Annotated in this window: 16 protein-coding genes; 7 read left to right on the top strand and 9 right to left on the bottom strand. The window is 38.9% G+C overall.

Translation table 11 applies throughout. From position 1 onward, the window contains the following. Nucleotides 1-24: 24 nt before the first annotated feature. From WAA15_RS21930 to WAA15_RS21940, 3 genes are read right to left on the bottom strand one after another with little or no spacing between them, the layout of a single operon-like run. Nucleotides 25-1,932, bottom strand: coding sequence for a hypothetical protein (locus tag WAA15_RS21930; protein WP_337044989.1), 1,908 nt, complete (start codon nt 1,930-1,932; stop codon nt 25-27). A 36-nt stretch (nt 1,933-1,968) separates the two neighbouring features. Beyond that, on the bottom strand, nt 1,969-2,871 hold the full coding sequence (locus tag WAA15_RS21935) for a DUF58 domain-containing protein (RefSeq protein ID WP_442892821.1): 903 nt from the start codon (nt 2,869-2,871) through the stop codon (nt 1,969-1,971). Between the two features lie 13 nt (nt 2,872-2,884). Continuing rightward, nucleotides 2,885-3,532 (bottom strand): septal ring lytic transglycosylase RlpA family protein, encoded by a 648-nt coding sequence (locus tag WAA15_RS21940; protein ID WP_337044990.1) that lies wholly within the window; start codon nt 3,530-3,532, stop codon nt 2,885-2,887. Nucleotides 3,533-3,763: 231 nt separating this feature from the next. On the opposite strand from WAA15_RS21940, the gene WAA15_RS21945 reads away from it, so the two are divergent. Further along, nucleotides 3,764-4,114 (top strand): DUF3276 family protein, encoded by a 351-nt coding sequence (locus WAA15_RS21945; RefSeq protein WP_337044991.1) that lies wholly within the window; start codon nt 3,764-3,766, stop codon nt 4,112-4,114. Between the two features lie 507 nt (nt 4,115-4,621). Beyond that, a complete protein-coding gene (gene ychF / locus WAA15_RS21950) occupies nt 4,622-5,725 on the top strand; it encodes a redox-regulated ATPase YchF (RefSeq protein WP_337044992.1) in 1,104 nt (367 codons plus the stop codon). Between the two features lie 67 nt (nt 5,726-5,792). Here ychF and WAA15_RS21955 read toward each other — a convergent pair whose 3' ends face one another. Then, complete coding sequence (locus WAA15_RS21955; protein WP_337044993.1) at nt 5,793-6,995, bottom strand: carboxypeptidase-like regulatory domain-containing protein; 1,203 nt, start codon at nt 6,993-6,995, stop codon at nt 5,793-5,795. 122 nt (nt 6,996-7,117) lie between these two features. Between WAA15_RS21955 and WAA15_RS21960 the strand changes: the two genes are divergently transcribed. After that, nucleotides 7,118-7,654, top strand: a complete 537-nt coding sequence (locus tag WAA15_RS21960; protein WP_337044994.1) for a hypothetical protein — start codon at nt 7,118-7,120, stop codon at nt 7,652-7,654. 57 nt (nt 7,655-7,711) lie between these two features. Here WAA15_RS21960 and mog read toward each other — a convergent pair whose 3' ends face one another. The 5 genes from mog to WAA15_RS21985 form a co-directional block, all read right to left on the bottom strand. Beyond that, a complete protein-coding gene (gene mog, locus WAA15_RS21965) occupies nt 7,712-8,236 on the bottom strand; it encodes a molybdopterin adenylyltransferase (protein ID WP_337045062.1) in 525 nt (174 codons plus the stop codon). 106 nt (nt 8,237-8,342) lie between these two features. Then, the gene (locus WAA15_RS21970) at nt 8,343-8,861 is read right to left on the bottom strand and encodes a DUF421 domain-containing protein (protein WP_337044995.1); all 519 of its coding nucleotides are present in this window, start codon (nt 8,859-8,861) and stop codon (nt 8,343-8,345) included. 47 nt (nt 8,862-8,908) lie between these two features. Then, the gene (locus WAA15_RS21975) at nt 8,909-10,423 is read right to left on the bottom strand and encodes an MFS transporter (protein ID WP_337044996.1); all 1,515 of its coding nucleotides are present in this window, start codon (nt 10,421-10,423) and stop codon (nt 8,909-8,911) included. A gap of 27 nt (nt 10,424-10,450) precedes the next feature. Next, nucleotides 10,451-11,296: an SDR family oxidoreductase gene (locus WAA15_RS21980; RefSeq protein ID WP_337044997.1), complete on the bottom strand. Its 846-nt coding sequence runs from the start codon at nt 11,294-11,296 to the stop codon at nt 10,451-10,453. Nucleotides 11,297-11,397: 101 nt separating this feature from the next. Beyond that, nucleotides 11,398-12,876, bottom strand: coding sequence for an alpha-amylase (locus WAA15_RS21985; protein ID WP_337044998.1), 1,479 nt, complete (start codon nt 12,874-12,876; stop codon nt 11,398-11,400). A gap of 426 nt (nt 12,877-13,302) precedes the next feature. Here WAA15_RS21985 and WAA15_RS21990 point away from each other — a divergent pair, with 426 nt between their 5' ends. The 4 genes from WAA15_RS21990 to WAA15_RS22005 all read left to right on the top strand — a co-directional run bounded on the left by WAA15_RS21990 (nt 13,303) and on the right by WAA15_RS22005 (nt 18,773). Beyond that, nucleotides 13,303-14,283, top strand: a complete 981-nt coding sequence (locus WAA15_RS21990; protein ID WP_337044999.1) for a YihY/virulence factor BrkB family protein — start codon at nt 13,303-13,305, stop codon at nt 14,281-14,283. Nucleotides 14,284-14,305: 22 nt separating this feature from the next. Continuing rightward, nucleotides 14,306-15,499, top strand: coding sequence for a DUF748 domain-containing protein (locus WAA15_RS21995; protein WP_337045000.1), 1,194 nt, complete (start codon nt 14,306-14,308; stop codon nt 15,497-15,499). A gap of 33 nt (nt 15,500-15,532) precedes the next feature. Continuing rightward, nucleotides 15,533-17,683 carry a catalase gene (locus tag WAA15_RS22000; protein ID WP_337045001.1) on the top strand — a complete coding sequence of 717 codons (2,151 nt, stop codon included), beginning with the start codon at nt 15,533-15,535 and terminating at the stop codon, nt 17,681-17,683. A 178-nt stretch (nt 17,684-17,861) separates the two neighbouring features. Beyond that, on the top strand, nt 17,862-18,773 hold the full coding sequence (locus WAA15_RS22005; RefSeq protein WP_442892822.1) for an SMP-30/gluconolactonase/LRE family protein: 912 nt from the start codon (nt 17,862-17,864) through the stop codon (nt 18,771-18,773). Nucleotides 18,774-18,793 lie beyond the last annotated feature (20 nt).

Consider the following 18,793-nt stretch of genomic DNA (forward strand, 5'->3'; position numbering starts at 1 on the left):
AGATACAGACAAGGTTGCCTTTTATCAGGAAAGGGTTTCTCCTCGGCCATTTACTTTCTTTAGCCCACCCTTAACCGGATTCGTATATTCAATGTAAATGTCCTGTGCATTGTATTTTCCGGCAGGTAACACAACTAGCTCATTAAGTACGGCTTTGGCAGCAATAGTTTTAGTGAACACCGCATTATTTTGCGTGTTTTTAATTTGTATTTGAAAACTTTCTCCGATTTCAAGTTTTGATTCTACGCCACTAATCTTAAGAATATTGCCTTGAAGCCTGCCAATGGCCGGAAATTGGCCGTTAATAATCTGCTCAGGATGCGCAAAACATAGAATTTTATCTGTCTTCTGCCATAAACCATAAACCCGATTCTCGGCCTGCATCTGATACATTTTGGCAGCCCACTGGCGATAATTACCCAAGTGTCCTTCTTTTTTGGGTTTTCCGGCACCATCTCCAAAGTACTCTTTTGCAAACGGTGTGCCTTCTTGCGTAGAAACATGAAGGTCTGGGATGAAATTGCCATTTAACCATGCCCCGCGTAAAGTAAGGCCGATATTCCCGCCGGTTACGTTTGTCCAGATAAGTAAATTGTTGAGTAGGGTGTAAACCAATGTAGCGTGCCATTCGGCTGTAACGCGGTCAATGGGCCTGAACAAATTCGTGAACGGGTTCGATTCCAAATCATGCCTTAATACGCCCACAGTCTGATACGGATTATTGATGGCATGAATATTCTGGAAATCATTTTTAAGCCCACATTCATTGGCAAGCATCTGGAGCCTGAAAAAGATTTCAGAAAAATAACCGCCAAACTGATTAATGCCATGATACAGTTCAGATTTAAGCCTGTACTCACCAAAGTTATGACCTTCTGCCACCGAAATATCAGACCGCTTGCCGGCTTCCGAAAAATTAATTAATTCGCCTCGCTGATTTTCCTGAAAAGTATCTTCTCTTAAAATACGGTCGCCTTTTTTATCAAGTATAAAACGATTGTTGGCGTCTTTCTGATACATAGGCGTAGTGAGCGGCAGGTTTACTTTCGGATAACTCACCATTATATTGTAGAGCAGGTCTTTTCCGCGAAAGTAATTATTAATGATGCCAGACGAAACTTTAGCTTTATTTTCATTATAAGAGTGTTTGCTGTAAGGAAAAAACTTTTCGTCTTGCGATACGTTATCGCCATCATAATAATAGCCACTTTGCCAATAGGTGAACCCCCTGTTTGGGGCATAACTATAAAGAATAACTACGTGTTTAGGATTTTCGGCTTTGGCGGCTGTGTAATAACCTTTCAGGAAAGAGCTTATTTTTGAAAAATCAGTTACGCCTGCTTCAATGTCGAGCATGGTATAAGAAAAAGGAACCTTTTTTCCATTTGAATCCATAGACTGATACGACATGGCTACATAGTTTTCGGCACCGAGTTTTTCCAGTTCGGTATGACTTTTTTGCCAGAACATAAAGTCGCTGAAAATCGTCCATTTATACCGGTGTTCGCCCGGCACACCTTTGAGAGTGTTTAAAAACGAGTTGTCGAACCCCGTAGCCAAACCTTTTGAAAGGCCAATAGGAGGGGTGTCTCCGCTATGATTCAGAAACTCAACGCCGTTTCCCCATAAAAATTTACTGTTAAAATTTGAGGTAGGTTGGCCGTTAACATTCGGGAACACCTCGAAACCCAACTTGTTTTTGCCATTTATGTCGTTTGTACCGCTTATGAGTGCGGGCAATTCGTTGGTTTCAAAAGGGGTAAATGTACCTCGTTGAATTATTTCCGTAGGCGTAGCTGGCACCGATGTGTCGGCTAGCTGTGCAGCACTTAGGGGTGATTTAATAGGTTCGCCACCGAAGATACGGCGGTAAATCAGGTAAAAAAAGCCTGTAATAGAAGTGCCAAGAAAAAAACGCCTGCTGTTATTCATGCGCTTAAAAGTTTATGGATGTCAAGCAATGAAATACTATTTCATTTTTCCTCTTTTCACCAGAAAAGCAGAAAGAATCTGATCGAAGCCCTGTGCAATATCCGCTTCTACAAAATCAATTTTATATTGTCCGCATTTTAGTTTCAGGTTATGGTAAAACTCTTTAATGGCAGCCTGATAATGCGTTTTAACTTGCGAAGGTTGTACTTTTACACGCTCGCCCGACTCTAAATCTATAAATTCGTAGGGGCGTTCTTCAAAATTAAATTCTTCTTCGGTGTTTTTATCGGTCACATGAAACAACAGTACTTCGTGCAGGTTATGGCGTAAATGTTGCATAGCCGAAAACAGCCTGTCGGTGTTTTCGATGTCATCAAACATATCGCTGAAAATAATTACCAGCGAACGTTTATGTATTTTTTCGGCAATTTCATGTAGGGTATCAACAACGGAGGTTTTTTTATTAGGCTTAGGTTTTTCGAGTAGCGACTCTAAATCCAGAAATATTTTATGAATATGCGAAGCCGTCGACTTAATAGGCGTTTGTATTTCAATGCCTTCTGAGAAAGTTGTCAGGCTTACGGCATCGCGTTGTTTTTGCAAGGTGTAAGCCAAAGCCCCTGCCGCCATGATACTGAATGTTATTTTTCCGGCCGATTTTTCGGGGTAATACATCGATGAAGACGTATCAATTAGCAAATGGCAACGTAAGTTAGTTTCTTCTTCGTATCGTTTTACATAGAGGCGGTCAGTTTTACCAAATACTTTCCAGTCGATATATCTTGTACTTTCGCCAGTATTGTATAAGCGGTGCTCGGCAAACTCAACAGAAAACCCATGAAACGGCGATTTATGTAGCCCCGTAATAAAGCCTTCTACCAGTTGTTTGGCAAGAAACTCAATATTCCCGTATTCCCGTATTTTTACTAAATCTAACATAATGGCAATGTTATCACTTTTTTACTTTTGCTTGTGGTTTACTTGGGCTTTTAGCTTTTGCCTGAGGCTTGCTTGGGCTTTTAGCCTTGGCTTGTGGCTTCGTGGGTGCTGTTTTTTTACGCCTGTTTGCTCGTTTTTTGAGTAGCGACTTTGACGGTTTCCGTCTGACAGTCTTGGGTTTTGGTTTTAATGGTACCGCTACTTCGTCTTCTATGGGTTCATCTACAATCAGGTCGGCAGCACTTTTAATCAACGAATTGGGTGTTTCAATATAAATGGTATCGTTTTCGCCTACTACGGTCAGTTTTACTTTCACAATGCCGTGGTTAAACATCGAAAGTTGCTTGGCTGCCACATGAGACAAGTCGAGAATCCGGCCTTTTTTAAAAGGTCCTCTATCATTAACCCTAACTATACAAGATTTATTGTTTGCCAGATTAGTTACTTCAATCATTGTACCAAAAGGGAAACTCGGATGCGCACAACTTAGCACATTTTTTTTCAGGATTTCGCCACTAGCAGTTTTACGACCATAGAATTTACTTTCATAATAAGATGCTTTTCCGAACATTTCGACTCCTAAAAGAGCCGATTGGCAAGCTACTGGGATGGGTTTAAATAGAATGAATAAACATAAAAAAGTTACTATTTTTAAGGTCATTCGAGGTTAAAATTTGATTTCTAACTGCATAGATACGAAAATTTCGCCAAGTGCAAAAACAATCAAAAATTTTGTGTAAAAAACATAAATAAAATATTTATGTTGAATTTTTCTCATTTGAAATGAAAATAACATTATTTTTGTTAGAAAATCCTAATAAAATATTTTGCATAAACTAATAAAAACCTATATTTGAAAATCATTCTAAACCTCTAAAACTTAAAAAGGATTGTGGAAAGAGAAGACAGAGACAAAATTTACTCTAAACGCGTGAGAGCGGGTAAGCGTACTTATTTTTTCGATGTAAGAAGCACTCGTTCAAGTGACTACTACCTGACTATCACAGAAAGCCGTCGTTTTCAGAAAGATGGTGGATTTGTTTTTGAAAAAAGCAAGATGTTTGTTTACAAAGAAGACTTTAACAAATTTCTTGAGGCTTTACAGGAAACAATTGACCATATCAAAACTGAATTGATGCCCGACTTCGATTTTGACCAGTACAAAAACGAGCAGGTTCCTGTCTCGAATGATGACACCGACGACTATGCGGCTGGTGGTGGTTCTGACTTAAAATGGGAGTAGTAGCTGCCAACGTATCAATTATCAATTTTTGCTGCTGATTCGCAGGACCATCTGAACCGGAATCTGAACTAACCTTTATTCATTGATAATTGCTGGTTGAGTAAGAAACTAAGACATTCAGCCTTTGGGATGCACTCAAAGGCTTTGCTATTATAGGCTTGCCTCAACAAAATGCTATTTTACCTATCTAGCTTAACGGGTATATAAAACTTCTGAACAAACCTAAGGCTTACTTGTTATTCAGGGTAAATTACCTGAGCAGCTTTTCTGTGCTAATGGCTGTAAGAAAAAGCTAAAATCTGTATGCCTTTCTGGGGTTAAATCATAGGTTAAAAAACAAACACTTCTTTAAAACCTGTTATTCTGGCGGTTAAACCGTCAGGAAAACCTATTTATCAGGCATAAATAAGTCGGGTATTGCCTTCTTTCGATTTACTTTTGCCTTTCTCCTGTTTTTGGCGTAATTTTGCGCGAAATTCTTATTCAGACTAAAGTTTAATCATTAATATGCCTTTACAAGCCGGAATTGTAGGACTGCCCAACGTTGGAAAATCAACGCTTTTTAATGCTGTATCGAATAGTGCTAAGGCACAAGCCAGTAATTATCGTTTCTGTACTATCGACCCTAACGTGGGGCTAGTAGATGTACCCGACGAGAGACTAACAAAACTGGCCGAATTAGTAAAGCCTAACAAATTAGTACCTACTCAAATCGAGATTGTTGACATCGCAGGTTTAGTAAGAGGTGCCAGTAAAGGCGAAGGTTTAGGAAACAAGTTCCTCGGCAATATCAGAGAAGTAGATGCCATTATTCATGTTATCAGATGCTTTGAAGATGAAAATATTTTAAGAGAAGAAGGGGAGATTAACCCCGTTGGTGATAAAGAAATTATTGATACCGAGCTTCAGTTAAAAGATTTGGAGAGTGTTGAGAAGAAAATTCAGAAAATAGAAAAACAAGCCAGAGTAGGCGGAGATGCTAAAGCAAAAGCCGAGTTTGATGTGCTTAAACGTTGTCAGGATTGGTTGTTGCAAGGTAAGAATATCCGCGAACTGGGTTTAGCTAAAGAAGATTTACCCGCAATTGCCGATTTGTTTTTACTTACTATCAAGCCTGTATTGTATGTAGCTAATGTTGATGAGGCTTCGATGCACACTGGCAATAAATATTCGGAAATATTACAGAAAGTAGCAAATGCCGAAAATGCTCAGATGATAGTGCTCAACAACTCTATTGAAGCACAGATTACCGAAATGGAAGACCCTGACGATAAAGCCATGTTTCTGGATGAATATGGTTTAACCGAGCCGGGTTTGAACCGTCTAATCAGGGCAGCCTATAAATTATTAAATCTTCGTACTTATTTTACAGCAGGTGTACAGGAGGTAAGAGCATGGACAATTCAGGAAGGTTGGAAAGCCCCACAGGCAGCAGGGGTAATTCATACAGACTTTGAAAAGGGCTTTATTAAAGCTGAAGTAATTGCTTATAGCGACTACGTAAAATATGGCTCGGAAGCTGCTTGCAGAGAAGCCGGCCGACTAAGAATAGAAGGAAAAGAATATGTAGTAGCCGACGGAGACGTAATGCACTTCAGATTCAACGTATAGTATAATGCAATGGTATTGTAAGTTTTCTGTGTATTTGCCTGAAACTTACAATACCATTGTGTAAAATTTATTTCTTAACTCCAATTTTATCGGCTATTTCAAGCATGGCTGGGGTCGGGAGCAAATGATTACTTTGCACCCAGAATTTCTCTTCATATTTACCCCCCTTCGGGAAATCGTTAGTCGTAAGCAGTTCGTCATCAAATTTTATGGCACTTCGCCCCATTTTCAGACTTTCATTAGCCATAAACTGAACCGTCATGGTGGCTTCTGTGGCAAATTTCTTTTCCAGTTTATCTTCAAATTCGGCTACAAAAACCAGTTTACTATCCTGTAAATGCCATTTGCCATCTAAAGGCAAAAACTGGGTATAACCTTTTACACTTTTACCTACTTTCTTGGTGTTATCTACAAAACTTCCTCCTATTACATCTTTTACGCCCTCTGGCGTCATTTCGTATTCTATCCTGACAATGGCCTGATTATTTACATTAAGCCAGATTTTGCCATTGCGTGCAGCCTTTACCCGTTTGTTAACAGGCCAGAAACTCATCGAATATACCAGACTATCGTTAAAATAGGTCATTAATGAATCAATCTTGAAATTATAGTCGTGAATATTCCCTTTGTCGAGGTAATCAGGAATACCCCCTTCCAGCGAACGGGTTACAATGGCTGCTCCATTCATAAAGCCCCAGCCATCAAGTTTGGCAGTTTGGCCTGTCCATTCATATTTTCGTCCTTTCAGGAGTTTTACTTTTTCAATGCCTGTTTGTTTGGCTGTATGCGGGCGTTCAACCCTTAGTATGCCTTCATTGATTTTTACGAAACCAAGTTTTGCCATTTCTATGGTTTCGAGGTAAAAGCCTATCTGATACATAGGCGACGACGGATTGTTTTTCTTCACCAAAGCAAAGGCTTCTTTTAAAAGGGTTTTGGGGTCTCCACCCTGTACGGATGCCAGTAATTCGGCACGTTCGAGCGCAATAACATTGGTAGAATCAAACTCCGAAGCCTTTTTGATAAAGTTTTTATAGCCAATAGCTGCAATAACAATATTGGAGTCAAGGTCTATTTTAGGAAAGAAAAACTTAAATTCACCCATGGCGTTGGTCTGGCTCGAAAAGCCTTTTTCGGGTATGCTCAGGTAAGCATTTGATAGGGGTTGTTGGGTCTCTTTGTCAATTATTTTTCCTGAAATAGAGCTATATCCTTGTGAAAAAACCAGAAAAGGAAACAGGAACAGAATTAAAATGGAATTAATTCGCATAAGTTTTAATAAATGAATCTAATATTAATAACGTCAAACATTAAATTTTACTTAAAAGGCTTGCATTTTTTTTTATAGTTTGTATACATTTGATGTAATATTAACTAAAACTACCGAATACAATGAAAAAAGTAATCATGCTATTATTTATGGGTTTATTGAGTTTTTCAGTACTTGATTTAGCTGCTCAAACAGAACCTAAAAGCAAAGGTAAATCAAAAGAAAAAGCAGAAAAAACAGATAAGAAAGAAAAGGCTGATAAAAAAGATGTAGCCGACAAAAAAGAGAAAAAAGAAACCGCCGACAAAAAAGAAAAAGCGGATAAAAAAGAAAAGGCTGACAAAAAAGATGTAGCCGACAAAAAAGAGAAAAAAGAAACCGCCGATAAAAAGGAAAAAGCGGATAAAAAAGAAACGGCTGATAAAAAAGAGAAGAAAGCAGCCGATAAAGACAATTCAATTAAGCCTGCGCCAAAACCTAATACTAAAGACGATGGCAAAGAAGCCGATACAAATACTCGTAAGAAAGTAGCAGGTGCAGACAAACAAGTGGGTAAAGACGACAAAGGCCGTACAATCTACGAAGGCCCTCGTGGTGGACAATACTACATCAATTCAAATGGTAACAAAACTTATCTGAAAGCAGATGGTAAATTGTAATCTGATTCAGATTGTCTGATTGATACCAGAGCCTCAGCCAAAACTGAGGCTTTTTATTTAGCTCTTAGGTCGAAATTCTTTCATTACATCCTGATTACACACCAGATAAGGCCCTCCGATTAAATCTATACAATAGGGAACCGCAGGAAATACGGCATCAAGGCATTGCCTGATAGCCTTTGGCTTACCAGGAAGATTAATAATTAAAGTACCGTTCCGAATGCCAGCTGTTTGTCTGGATAAAATAGCCGTAGGAACATACTTTAGACTTTCAAGCCGCATGAGTTCTCCAAATCCGGGCATCATTTTCTGGCATACAGCCTCGGTAGCTTCGGGTGTTACATCTCTTGGGGCGGGGCCTGTTCCGCCGGTCGTGACTACAAAACAGCATCCATGCATATCAGCCATTTCAATTAAGGTCTGAGAAATAAGCTCCTGTTCGTCAGGTATAACCCTATATACCGTCTCAAATTCAGAAATTAAATATTCTTTCAGCGTTTCTACCACAGCTTTACCGGGTATGTCTTCATAAATACCCGCACTTGCTCGGTCCGAAACATTAATAATACCTATTTTTATCATCATCAAATTAATGAGTTTAAACTAACCCAAAAGTATTAATAAAATTGTTTAGTCAACCATTTACTACAACGATTTGAGCAATCTTTATCAAACGGTATCTCGGTAATTACGTATGTTCAGCTACTGATGGTTTTATCTGAATTTTTTTTATCAGACTTATTTCGCCATTGTGTTCCAGATATATTTTATCAATATCTTCGATGCTGTCGAGTAAAGTAGCCTTCCTGACACCCTGCATGATGTCTTCTTCACGCACAAGCCCTCGTTTCATATTCTCTTTAAGAAATTTTCCGTTTGCGTAAAGTATAATTTTTTCTCCTTCTACCATTCGCCCAAAACTTTCGTAATGTGTAAACAGCCAGCCAAAAATACGATGTAACACGCAAAGAATAAAACTAGCAAATATAATAGGAATAAAAGGGGAAGAGCCAACAACGGCACGGCTCAGGATAGCCCCTAATAAAATTACAATAATATTATCAATAGGTGTGCGGATACCGAACGAACGCCTGCCCGCTACCCGTATTAATATAAAAGCGATAAAAAAAATAGCTGTGGCACGGCAAGCCATCTGCAGGGCTGTTAGCTCTGTTTCCAGACTAAATATTTCCTGTAAGGTTTCCATGTTCAATATTGATGTTTGTCGGCTTGCTTGTTAAAGAAATTCATTTATCAGCCTGAGCTGAAATCAGGCTCTTTGGGTATATCTTTGGTTATAACTTCTGGCTTCTTACGCTTTATAACAGCCATCATGTGGCTATGCCAGTTAAGGAGGTTGCCAACTACGAAATAGTCTTTCAGGTTGTTTCTGATACTACTACGCATAATTTTCACTACCAGATTCTTCTCTACTTCTCCTACTTCTTTTACCCTGAATAAAAATTCTAATGAAATTAGAGCCAGAAAAGCCCCTATAATAAAAAGGAAGTTCCATTGGTTGAGCGATAAAATACGGAAAACCTTATCAAGGTTAGGGCTTGTCCATTCTATACGAATATTCAGGTGGCGATTGGTAAAATAATCGGCAAGATACCCACCCACCAACGGCCCGATAGAAGAAAAAATAGCAGTGATTACATTTTTGACCGACAGATAAGCAATGGCCTCTCTGCGAGGAGCCAGTTTCAGCCCAATATTGGTTAACGAAAGGTTGATACCTGCCGTAGCTGCACCCATTAAGGCATAAATAATAACCAGAAGCGCAAAATTTGACGAAAAATTAGTGTAAATTCCTACAAATGACCATGCCCCAATACAGATAATATAAATAGGCGCACAAATAGACAAAATGGTTTTATTGCTGTAACGGTCGGCAAATATGCCCCAGCTACGAATGGTAGCAATGCTACATAACTGGCTGATAATAGTTAATGTAATAATATAGGAGATAGAATAATTAAGGTGTTTCATCAGAAAAACCGTAAAGAAAGGTGTAGCTATACTTAACGAAAACACCCAAAAAGAATTAAATATAAGAAGCCGTAAAAAATTGTTATCTTTTAATGGCAAGGCAAATAGTTTAAATATGTTTTCATCGCCCAGATAAGCCTTAGGCTCAGGTATACGTGAAAGCAAGAAAACACCAACTATGCCTATGATTCCGCCCACGATAAACATACTACCATAAGAATCTAGCTCAAGATTGGGGTAATGTTTTTTTATATAATCAATTGCTAAAGCCACAACCAAGCTCAAAGAGGCATTAAGCGTTTGCGTGTAGCTACTTCTTCTCGAAAAATAAGTGCCTAATATTTGTTCTGGTATTAAATCTTTCATCCACGCGTTCCAGCTAAGCCCTGCCATGGAAGCAAAAAAGAAGTTGAAAAACAGAAAAAGAATTATAAACTCAATAGAAATCCTGTTCGGAAACAGCAAGGCGATAAACCCTATCACCAGTATCGGAAGGCGGGCCAGAATAGAAAAAATCACGCTAAGTGCGCGCCTGTTATTGTAGCGTTTTACTAACCAGATAGTTAGTAACTGAGATACATTTGAGAACGCTGGAAGCGAAGCGATAAGCCCAATTTGTAGATTTGAGGCACCTAATAACAAACTCAGGGCTATCAAAAAAGCACCGCTTGTAAGCACCGTCATGGTTTCGGTGGCTAAGCCTTCTTTAATACCTAAACTTAAGCCACATTGTATCTCTTTTTCTGTCAGTATTTCTTTGGGTTTCAGATTTACCATGGCAAACTTTTTCTGATTCAAATAGTTTTAACCGTTTACAATTTCACCGCCGTTTACATGAATTACCTGCCCTGTAATATAACTGGCATCTTCTGAGGCAAGAAATACATAAGCAGGGGCTACTTCGGCAGGTTGGCCTGCACGCTGCATGGGTGTATCTTTCCCGAAAGTATCTAACGATTCATCGGGGAAGGTTGAGATAATCAGGGGTGTCCAGATAGGCCCAGGGGCTACTGCATTTACCCTGATTTTTTTACCATTGAGTATACCCGACAACGAGCGTGTGAACGAAACAATGGCTCCTTTTGTAGCCGAATAGTCGAGCAGAAATGGATTCCCCTTATAGGCTGTTACAGAAGTAGTATTAATAATAGAGCTGCCTTCTTTTAGGTAAGGCAAAGCCGCCTGAACCAAAAAGAATTGTGAAAAAATATTGGTTCTGAAAGTCTGTATCAGTTGTTTCTCTTTAATGTTTTCAATTTCAGTTTGTGGATACTGTACCGCCGCATTATTTACCAGAATATCTAATCTGCCCCAAGTTTTTATAACTTTTTGCACAATTTTCTGGCAGTTTTTCTCAATACTGATATCGGCACTAACAATAATAGCCTTGCTGCCTTTTTCCTCAACCAGTTTTTTGGTTTCTTTGGCATCAACACTGTCTTTTCTATAAACGATGGCTACGCTAGCTCCTTCACGGGCAAAAGCCACACAAATAGCCCTGCCTATACCGCTGTCACCACCTGTAACAATAGCCACTTTATTAGCCAGTTTTTTATCTTGTCGGTCGTAGGCTCTTTCAAAAATAGGCTTTTGAGCCATACCTTGCTCATCTGAAGCCGTAGAGTCAATTTTTTTTATTGAAGATTTCATGTGTGGGGTATTTTTAATTGCTAAGTAATTATTTACTCAATTGGCATACATTACCAGTTATGGCTAATCTGCCAGACTTTATTCTTGTTCAGCATTACCAGCTATTCTTTAGGAACCCAGACCGAAACCGAACCAGCCCCTGCCTGAAATTTACCGATGCCATCCTGATTTAGCCATACCTCTGATGCTTGTAAACCCAGCAAATCGATAAAACACTTTCCGGCATATTGTTTGCCTATCTGCATTTCTTTTTCGGCGGCTTCGCCATTACTCATGATAACTGCACAAGGTTTGTGGGAGCCATCTCCTTCACGAACCCAGCCTATACAGTTAGGATGGTCAAAATAATCGTATTGCTTTCCCCATCCATATTCTTTGCGTGCCATGAGTAGTTTTTCGAGTGAAGAAATTATAGGCATAGTTACTTGCTGTATGGTGCCATCCAGTAATTTTTCTGTGTAACAACTTCCGTATAAATCACAATAAAATACACAGGGAAGCCCCTCTTGCCTGAGCAAAATAAGGGCGTATGCCAATGGTTTAAACCACGGGTCAACGGCCGATTCTAAGCTCTGAAATGGTTGGGTGTCATGGTTTTCTACAAAAGTAACGGCTAAGTCAGGGCGAACACCAACCAGTGTATTATTAAAGATAGTTCTCATGTCGAACTCTTTCCCTGCTTTGGAGGCATTATGAAAATGATAATGCAGCGGAACATCAAATAAATGTATCCGCGATTCCGTAGCCTTTATGTATTCCAGTAAGACATCTATATTATCAGGAAACCAGCATTCGCCTATAACCAATAAATCGTGTTTTACGTGGGTACGCATATAATCGAGCCATTCGTTGTAGAAATCCGGCGAAATATGTTTAAGCGCATCAAGCCGTATGCCATCAAAACCAGCGGTTTCAAAATACCATTTTCCCCATCGTTTAAGCTCTTCTCTTACAGCAGGGTTTCTGAATTCAATATCTGAAAACATCAGATAATCATAGTTACCCTTTTCTTCTCCGATTACCTCTTCCCAACTTTCGCCATAGTCATTAACAAGGGTATAGATACATTTTTCATCTATTCCTTTTGCGCAGTCAACCCCCGTAAAACAATTGTAGTCCCATTCAAAAGCGGAGTATTTCTTTTTCCGGTTCGGGTATGTAAACCTTGTATTGGCTTCTATTTCAAAAGGAGTGCTGGTAAATTGGTTACGGTTTTCAGGGTCTACCTTTCTGGCCATAACCTTTTCAGTTTCATCAGCCCCACCCAAATGGTTTAATACAATATCGGCGTAGACTTTAATATTTTGTTGTTGGAGTGTCCGTATTGCATGAATATATTCTTGTTTAGTGCCATATTTTGTTCTGACACTTCCTTTCTGGTCGAACTCTCCTAAATCGTAGAGGTCGTATACATCATAGCCTTCTGAGTTTATCCCGCGTGAACCTTTAAAAGCAGGGGGAAGCCAAACAGCCGAAATACCAGCATTTTTGAGAAATGCTGCCTCTTCGCTTACTTTTTTCCAGAGTGTTCCGTCTACCGGATAATACCATTCAAAAAATTGAATTATTACTTCATTCATAGCTGTGTGTATTTAACAGTTTTATGTTTGACACAAGTAATTAGTTCAATAGTTGTGTATGATAATGTATAAAATCAAATAATGTGTCTGGGTTTAATGTTTAAAAATCTATGCAAAGCCGTAATAACGAAAAATACACATTCAGAATAAAACAGAATTTTTTTGTGATTACAGTTAAAATTCATGTTTGTTAGGCTTTTTTCGGGTTGTTATGAGGTGTAAATTACTGAAATCAACAGAAGTAGGCATGGGGGAAGTTTTTCTAGCTTGTAGATTTTTTTACGATTTATACCAGTAAAATTCTTGGAATATGCGCAAGCAATTCCACAATAAGGGTATGGACTAAAATTTTAGCATAAGGGTACGTATAGTAGTAAAAACTCATTGTGAGGTTACTAGCCAAAACAATTTAAACCCATTACTATTATGAGTAATTCAAAGTTCAGTCCCCGAAATTTATGGCTTATTACCAAGAAGTCGTTCACGGCATGGAATGCCGCTGACCCTTTCCGCCAAAGTGCTATTATAGCTTATTATGCCATTTTTTCTATTCCATCATTACTAGTAATTATAATTGCTTTTGCAGGCTTTGTTTTTGGTCGTGAGGCAGTTCAAGGCGAAGTATCAAACCAGATTGCCTCTATTATGGGAACTGATACTGCCAAACAGATAGAAAGTATTATTGCTAAAGCCGGCGAACAAAAAAACTCAATATGGGCTACTATAATAGGTATAATATCTCTTATACTAGGTGCTATTGGGGTTTTTCTGCAACTACAAACCTCATTGAATCAAATTTGGGAAGTAAAAGTAAAACCTGAGCTAAAAGGCAAAGCCAAATGGTTAAAACTTATAAAGGACCGTCTTTTCTCATTTGGTTTAATATTATCGATAGGCTTTTTATTATTAGTCTCTTTGATACTTACAACGGCGTTGGCCGCATTCGGAACTTGGATAAAAGCACACCTGCCCGACGTAATACTCTTCTTGTTTCAGTTTATCAATTTTGTTATTTCGTTTGTCATCATCACGGTTCTGTTTGCCTTGATGTATAAAATATTGCCCGATGCCAAAATTAAGTGGAAAGATGTCTGGATAGGTGCAATGGTAACCACACTGCTATTTACTATCGGTAAATATGCTTTAGGAATCTATTTCGGGAAAGCCGAGCCGGGCTCAACTTATGGGGCAGCGGGTTCAATAATTCTGGTAATGCTATGGGTATCGTACTCCTGTATGATTGTGTTTTTCGGAGCCGAATTTACCAAACAGTTTGCTACTCATTTTGGTCGTGGTATTGAGCCAAGCAAAGATGCTATTCTTATAGAACTGTCAGAAGAAGAAGAGTTACTGATAGATAAAAGTATAGAAAAGAGGTCGAAAATACGGGAACATCAGAAGCATTAAGCACCACAAAACTTTAATTACAATGAAAGATAACACAACTATAACACCACAGAAAAAACATAGCCCTGTATCGAAACCCCATCGAAAACGTAAACTTGTAATAATACTTGGTAGCATTATAGGCGTTTTACTTATTGTGCGTCTGGCGTTGCCTTATATTGTATTAAAGTATGTGAACAGAACTTTATCAGAAATGGAACAATATTATGGCCATGTAAATGACATTGATATTGCTTTAATCAGAGGGGCCTATGTAATCAAAGATATTAAAATAGACCGTATTGATAGTGAAAGCAAGCAACGCCGTGATACGATTCCGTTTTTTAAAAGTCCTGAAATTGACCTTTCGGTACAATGGAAGGCTATTTTTAAAGGTTCGTTGGTAGGCGAAATCTATGTCGAGCATCCGGTGCTGAATTTTGTAAAAGGAAAACACAAAGGCGAAAGTGTTAAAACCGATACTTCTGATTTCAGAGAGCTTATCAGAGATTTAATGCCACTGAAAGTGAATCATTTTGAAATAAACAATGGGCAGATACACTACATAGATAAAAATAAAACCCCACTGATAGATGTCTCTCTCAAAAAGATTTATGCCGTTGCCGAAAACCTTACCAATGTAAACGATAGCACTAAATTATTGCCAGGCCGATTGGTAGCCACAGGCGAAGCATACGAAGGCAAGTTTGAACTTAATGTTAACCTGAACCCGTTGGAACGGCAACCTACTTTCGATTTGAATGCCAAAATTATCAATGTAAATATGGTGTTGCTCAACGATTTCTTCAGAGCTTATGGCAATTTCGATGTCAATAGAGGGAGCTTTGGCTTATATACAGAGTTTGCAGCTAAAGACGGAGCTTTTAACGGTTATGTAAAACCGCTCATAAAAGACCTCGACATTGTAGAATTTAACAAAGAAGAAGGCAATATAGGGCAGATACTGTGGGAGTCTTTGATTGGTGCCGTGGCAGAAATATTCAAGAATCACCCCAAAGACCAACTGGCAACCAAATTGCCAATTAGAGGTAGGTTTGAAGAACCTGACCCTAATTTATGGACGGCCATCAGCTATGTATTAAGAAATGCTTTTGTGTATGCCCTCAAGCCATCGGTCGATAATACCATCAGTATAGGTAATGTGCAATCTCCGCCCGAAAAAAAGACCTTACTACAAAAGATTTTCGGAGGTAAAAAAGACAAAAAAAATAAATAAACATTTATCGCTAACAATTTAACAGGAATAGCCATGAAAAAAAAAGAAAATGCAGGAGTAGACAAGAAATCGAGCGATTTGAGTGTAAATACCCAAAATGCAGCAGGGCAGTTGCTTACCAGTAATCAGGGAGTGCCTGTGAATGATGACCAGAATTCTCTGAAAACGGGCGAACGTGGAGGTACCTTACTGGAAGATTTTCTTTTGAGAGAAAAAATAACTCATTTTGACCATGAGCGTATTCCTGAGCGTGTAGTACATGCCAGAGGCGCAGCAGCTCATGGTTATTTTCAGGTGTATGAGTCAATGGCTAAATATACCAAAGCCCATTTTTTGCAAGACCCCTCTTTGCAAACGCCTGTATTTGTACGTTTCTCAACAGTGGCTGGCTCGCGCGGGTCAACCGACCTCGCCAGAGATGTACGGGGCTTTTCTGTTAAATTTTATACAGAACAAGGCGTTTATGACCTTGTAGGGAACAATATGCCTGTGTTTTTTATACAGGATGCTATCAAGTTTCCCGATTTAATACATGCCGTGAAGCCAGAACCGCATAACGAAATACCTCAGGCCGCTTCTGCACATGATACTTTCTGGGATTTTATTTCTTTAATGCCCGAAAGTATGCACATGATTATGTGGCTCATGAGCGACAGGGCAATTCCGAGAAGCTATCGGATGATGGAGGGCTTTGGCGTACATACATTCCGGTTTATTAATGCCGAAGGAAAATCTCATTTTGTGAAATTCCATTGGAAACCACTTTTAGGAGTACATTCTGTTTGCTGGGACGAAGCTCAGAAAATTTCAGGAAAAGACCCTGATTTTCATCGTAGAGATTTGTGGGAGGCTATCGAGAATGGGGCATATCCCGAATGGGAGCTAGGCGTGCAGATAGTAGCCGATGAAGATGAATTTAAGTTTGAATTTGATTTGCTAGACCCTACCAAGTTAATTCCTGAAGAAATTGTGCCGGTGCAGCGTATTGGTAAAATGGTACTGAACCGTAATCCTGACAACTTCTTTGCAGAAACCGAGCAGGTGGCTTTTCATCCGGGTAATGTGGTATCAGGTATAGATTTTACGAATGACCCACTCTTGCAGGGACGGCTATTTTCTTATACCGACACTCAGTTGATACGCTTAGGTGGGCCAAATTTTCATGAAATCCCGATTAACAGGTCTATTGCCCCAGTCCATAACAACCAACGAGATGGCTATATGCGCCAGACGATTAATCAGGGAAGGGCAAGTTATCACCCTAATTCGCTTGGAGGCGGTTGCCCTTTTCAGGCCAAAACCATCGAAGGTGGTTTTAGAAGTTATACCGAACGTATAGATAGCAAAACAATACGGGGGCGTAGCAAAAGTTTTCTTGACCATTTTAGTCAGGCAACATTGTTTTATGAGAGTCAGTCTGAGGCTGAAAAGCAACACCTGACCGATGCACTACGGTTTGAATTGGGTAAAGTTGAAACCGTAGAGATAAGACAGCGAATGATAGGCTTATTATCTCAAATAAATAAGGAACTAGCTCAGAATGTAGCTGATGCTTTGGGCTTAACGGTTCCTGAAGCATTAATGTACCCTATTAATCATTCTGTACCAGCTAATGAAGACCCGCAAGACTATCAGCCTATTTATATAAAACAGTCTATCGAGAAATCGGAGGCACTAAGCATGAATCATACGAGTAAAAATAGTATTCGTACGCGGCAGATAGCCTTTCTATTGGCCGACGGATTTGAAATGGAACCGCTTGAAACCATGAAAAAAGCACTCGAAAAAGAAGGAGCTATGATAAAAATAATTGCACCTAAACTTGGCGAAATTACCAGTAGTAAAGGAGAAAAGATAAAAGTAGACCAAAGTTTACTTACCAGTGCCTCTGTTCTTTTTGATGCCCTATTTGTTTGTTCAGGCAAAGAATGTGTCGAAACATTAGTAAACGAACCCGATGCCATCGGGTTTATAGAAGAAGCCTATAAGCATTATAAGCCCATAGCCACAGAAAGTAATGGGGTTGATTTACTCAAAAATTCAAGCAGAATTAAAAAAGAACTAGTTAAAGAAACACACGGGTTAATTGGTTTAGTAGTTGATAAATCGCCTCAAGAGTTTATTAGTGCCATAGCGCAACATCGGTTCTGGGAAAGAGAAAAAAAAGATAAACATTTAGGTTAAGTATAGATAATCATGCTTCTTAACGATTGTTGCCTCATGGCTTGGAAGGGGTAAACAAACTGCTTATTGAAATTGTAATTTAGGATAATATATTAAAATTCGATTATTGGGCCTTGATTATACGTAGTAATTTATATTTTTACGTTATCTATTCAATTATCAATTTTAATCATAGACAATGAAAAGTAATGCAAAAAGAAGCATGGTTATAGGAATGTTACTCGTAACAGGTATAGCTATGAAGGGGGTAAGCCAACAGTCGGGTATTATTGCAGAGGGTGCTAAACCACAACTGATATCTAATCAGTTTACGTTTACAGAAGGGCCCGCGGTAGATAAAAAAGGCAATGTATACTTTACCGACCAGCCCAATAATAAAATATGGAAGTTTGATATTGATGGCAAACTTTCAGAATTTATGGATAAATCAGGGCGTTCGAACGGAATGTATTTTGATAAAAGTGGGAACCTGATTACCTGCGCCGATGAGCATAACGAAATGTGGTCGATTGCACCTGATGGAAAAGTAACAGTTTTATTAAAAAACTATAACGGACACAAGTTTAATGGGCCTAACGATTTGTGGATTGATGCCAAAGGAGGTATTTATTTTACAGACCCATATTACCAGAGAGATTATTGGGAAAGAAAAAGCCCAGACCCTGAGATAAAAGGAGAAAAACTTTATTATTTGCCTAAAGGAAAAAAAGAGGCGATTCTGGTTGACCCTGAAATTAAGAAACCAAATGGCTTGATTGGTACACCTGATAATAAGCATTTATATGTGTCAGACATGGGCATTCGCACAATTTTGCGCTATGACATTAATGCAGATGGCTCACTAAGCAATAAGCAGGAGTTTGCCAAAGACCTTTCGGACGGTATGACTATCGACAACAAAGGAAACGTATATCTGGCTGGCCGAGGCGTAACGGTGTATAACCCTGAAGGGAAAAAAATAGAACAGATTGATGTTCCAGCCAAATGGACGGCTAATGTTTGCTTTGGCGGTAAAAACAAAGATATGCTGTTTATTACAGCTTCCGAATCGGTTTTTATTCTACCAATGAAAGTGAAAGGAGTTAACTAGTTCAAGTACAGAAATCAACA

The organism is Emticicia sp. 17c, assembly GCF_037153985.1.
Lineage (GTDB): Bacteria > Bacteroidota > Bacteroidia > Cytophagales > Spirosomataceae > Emticicia.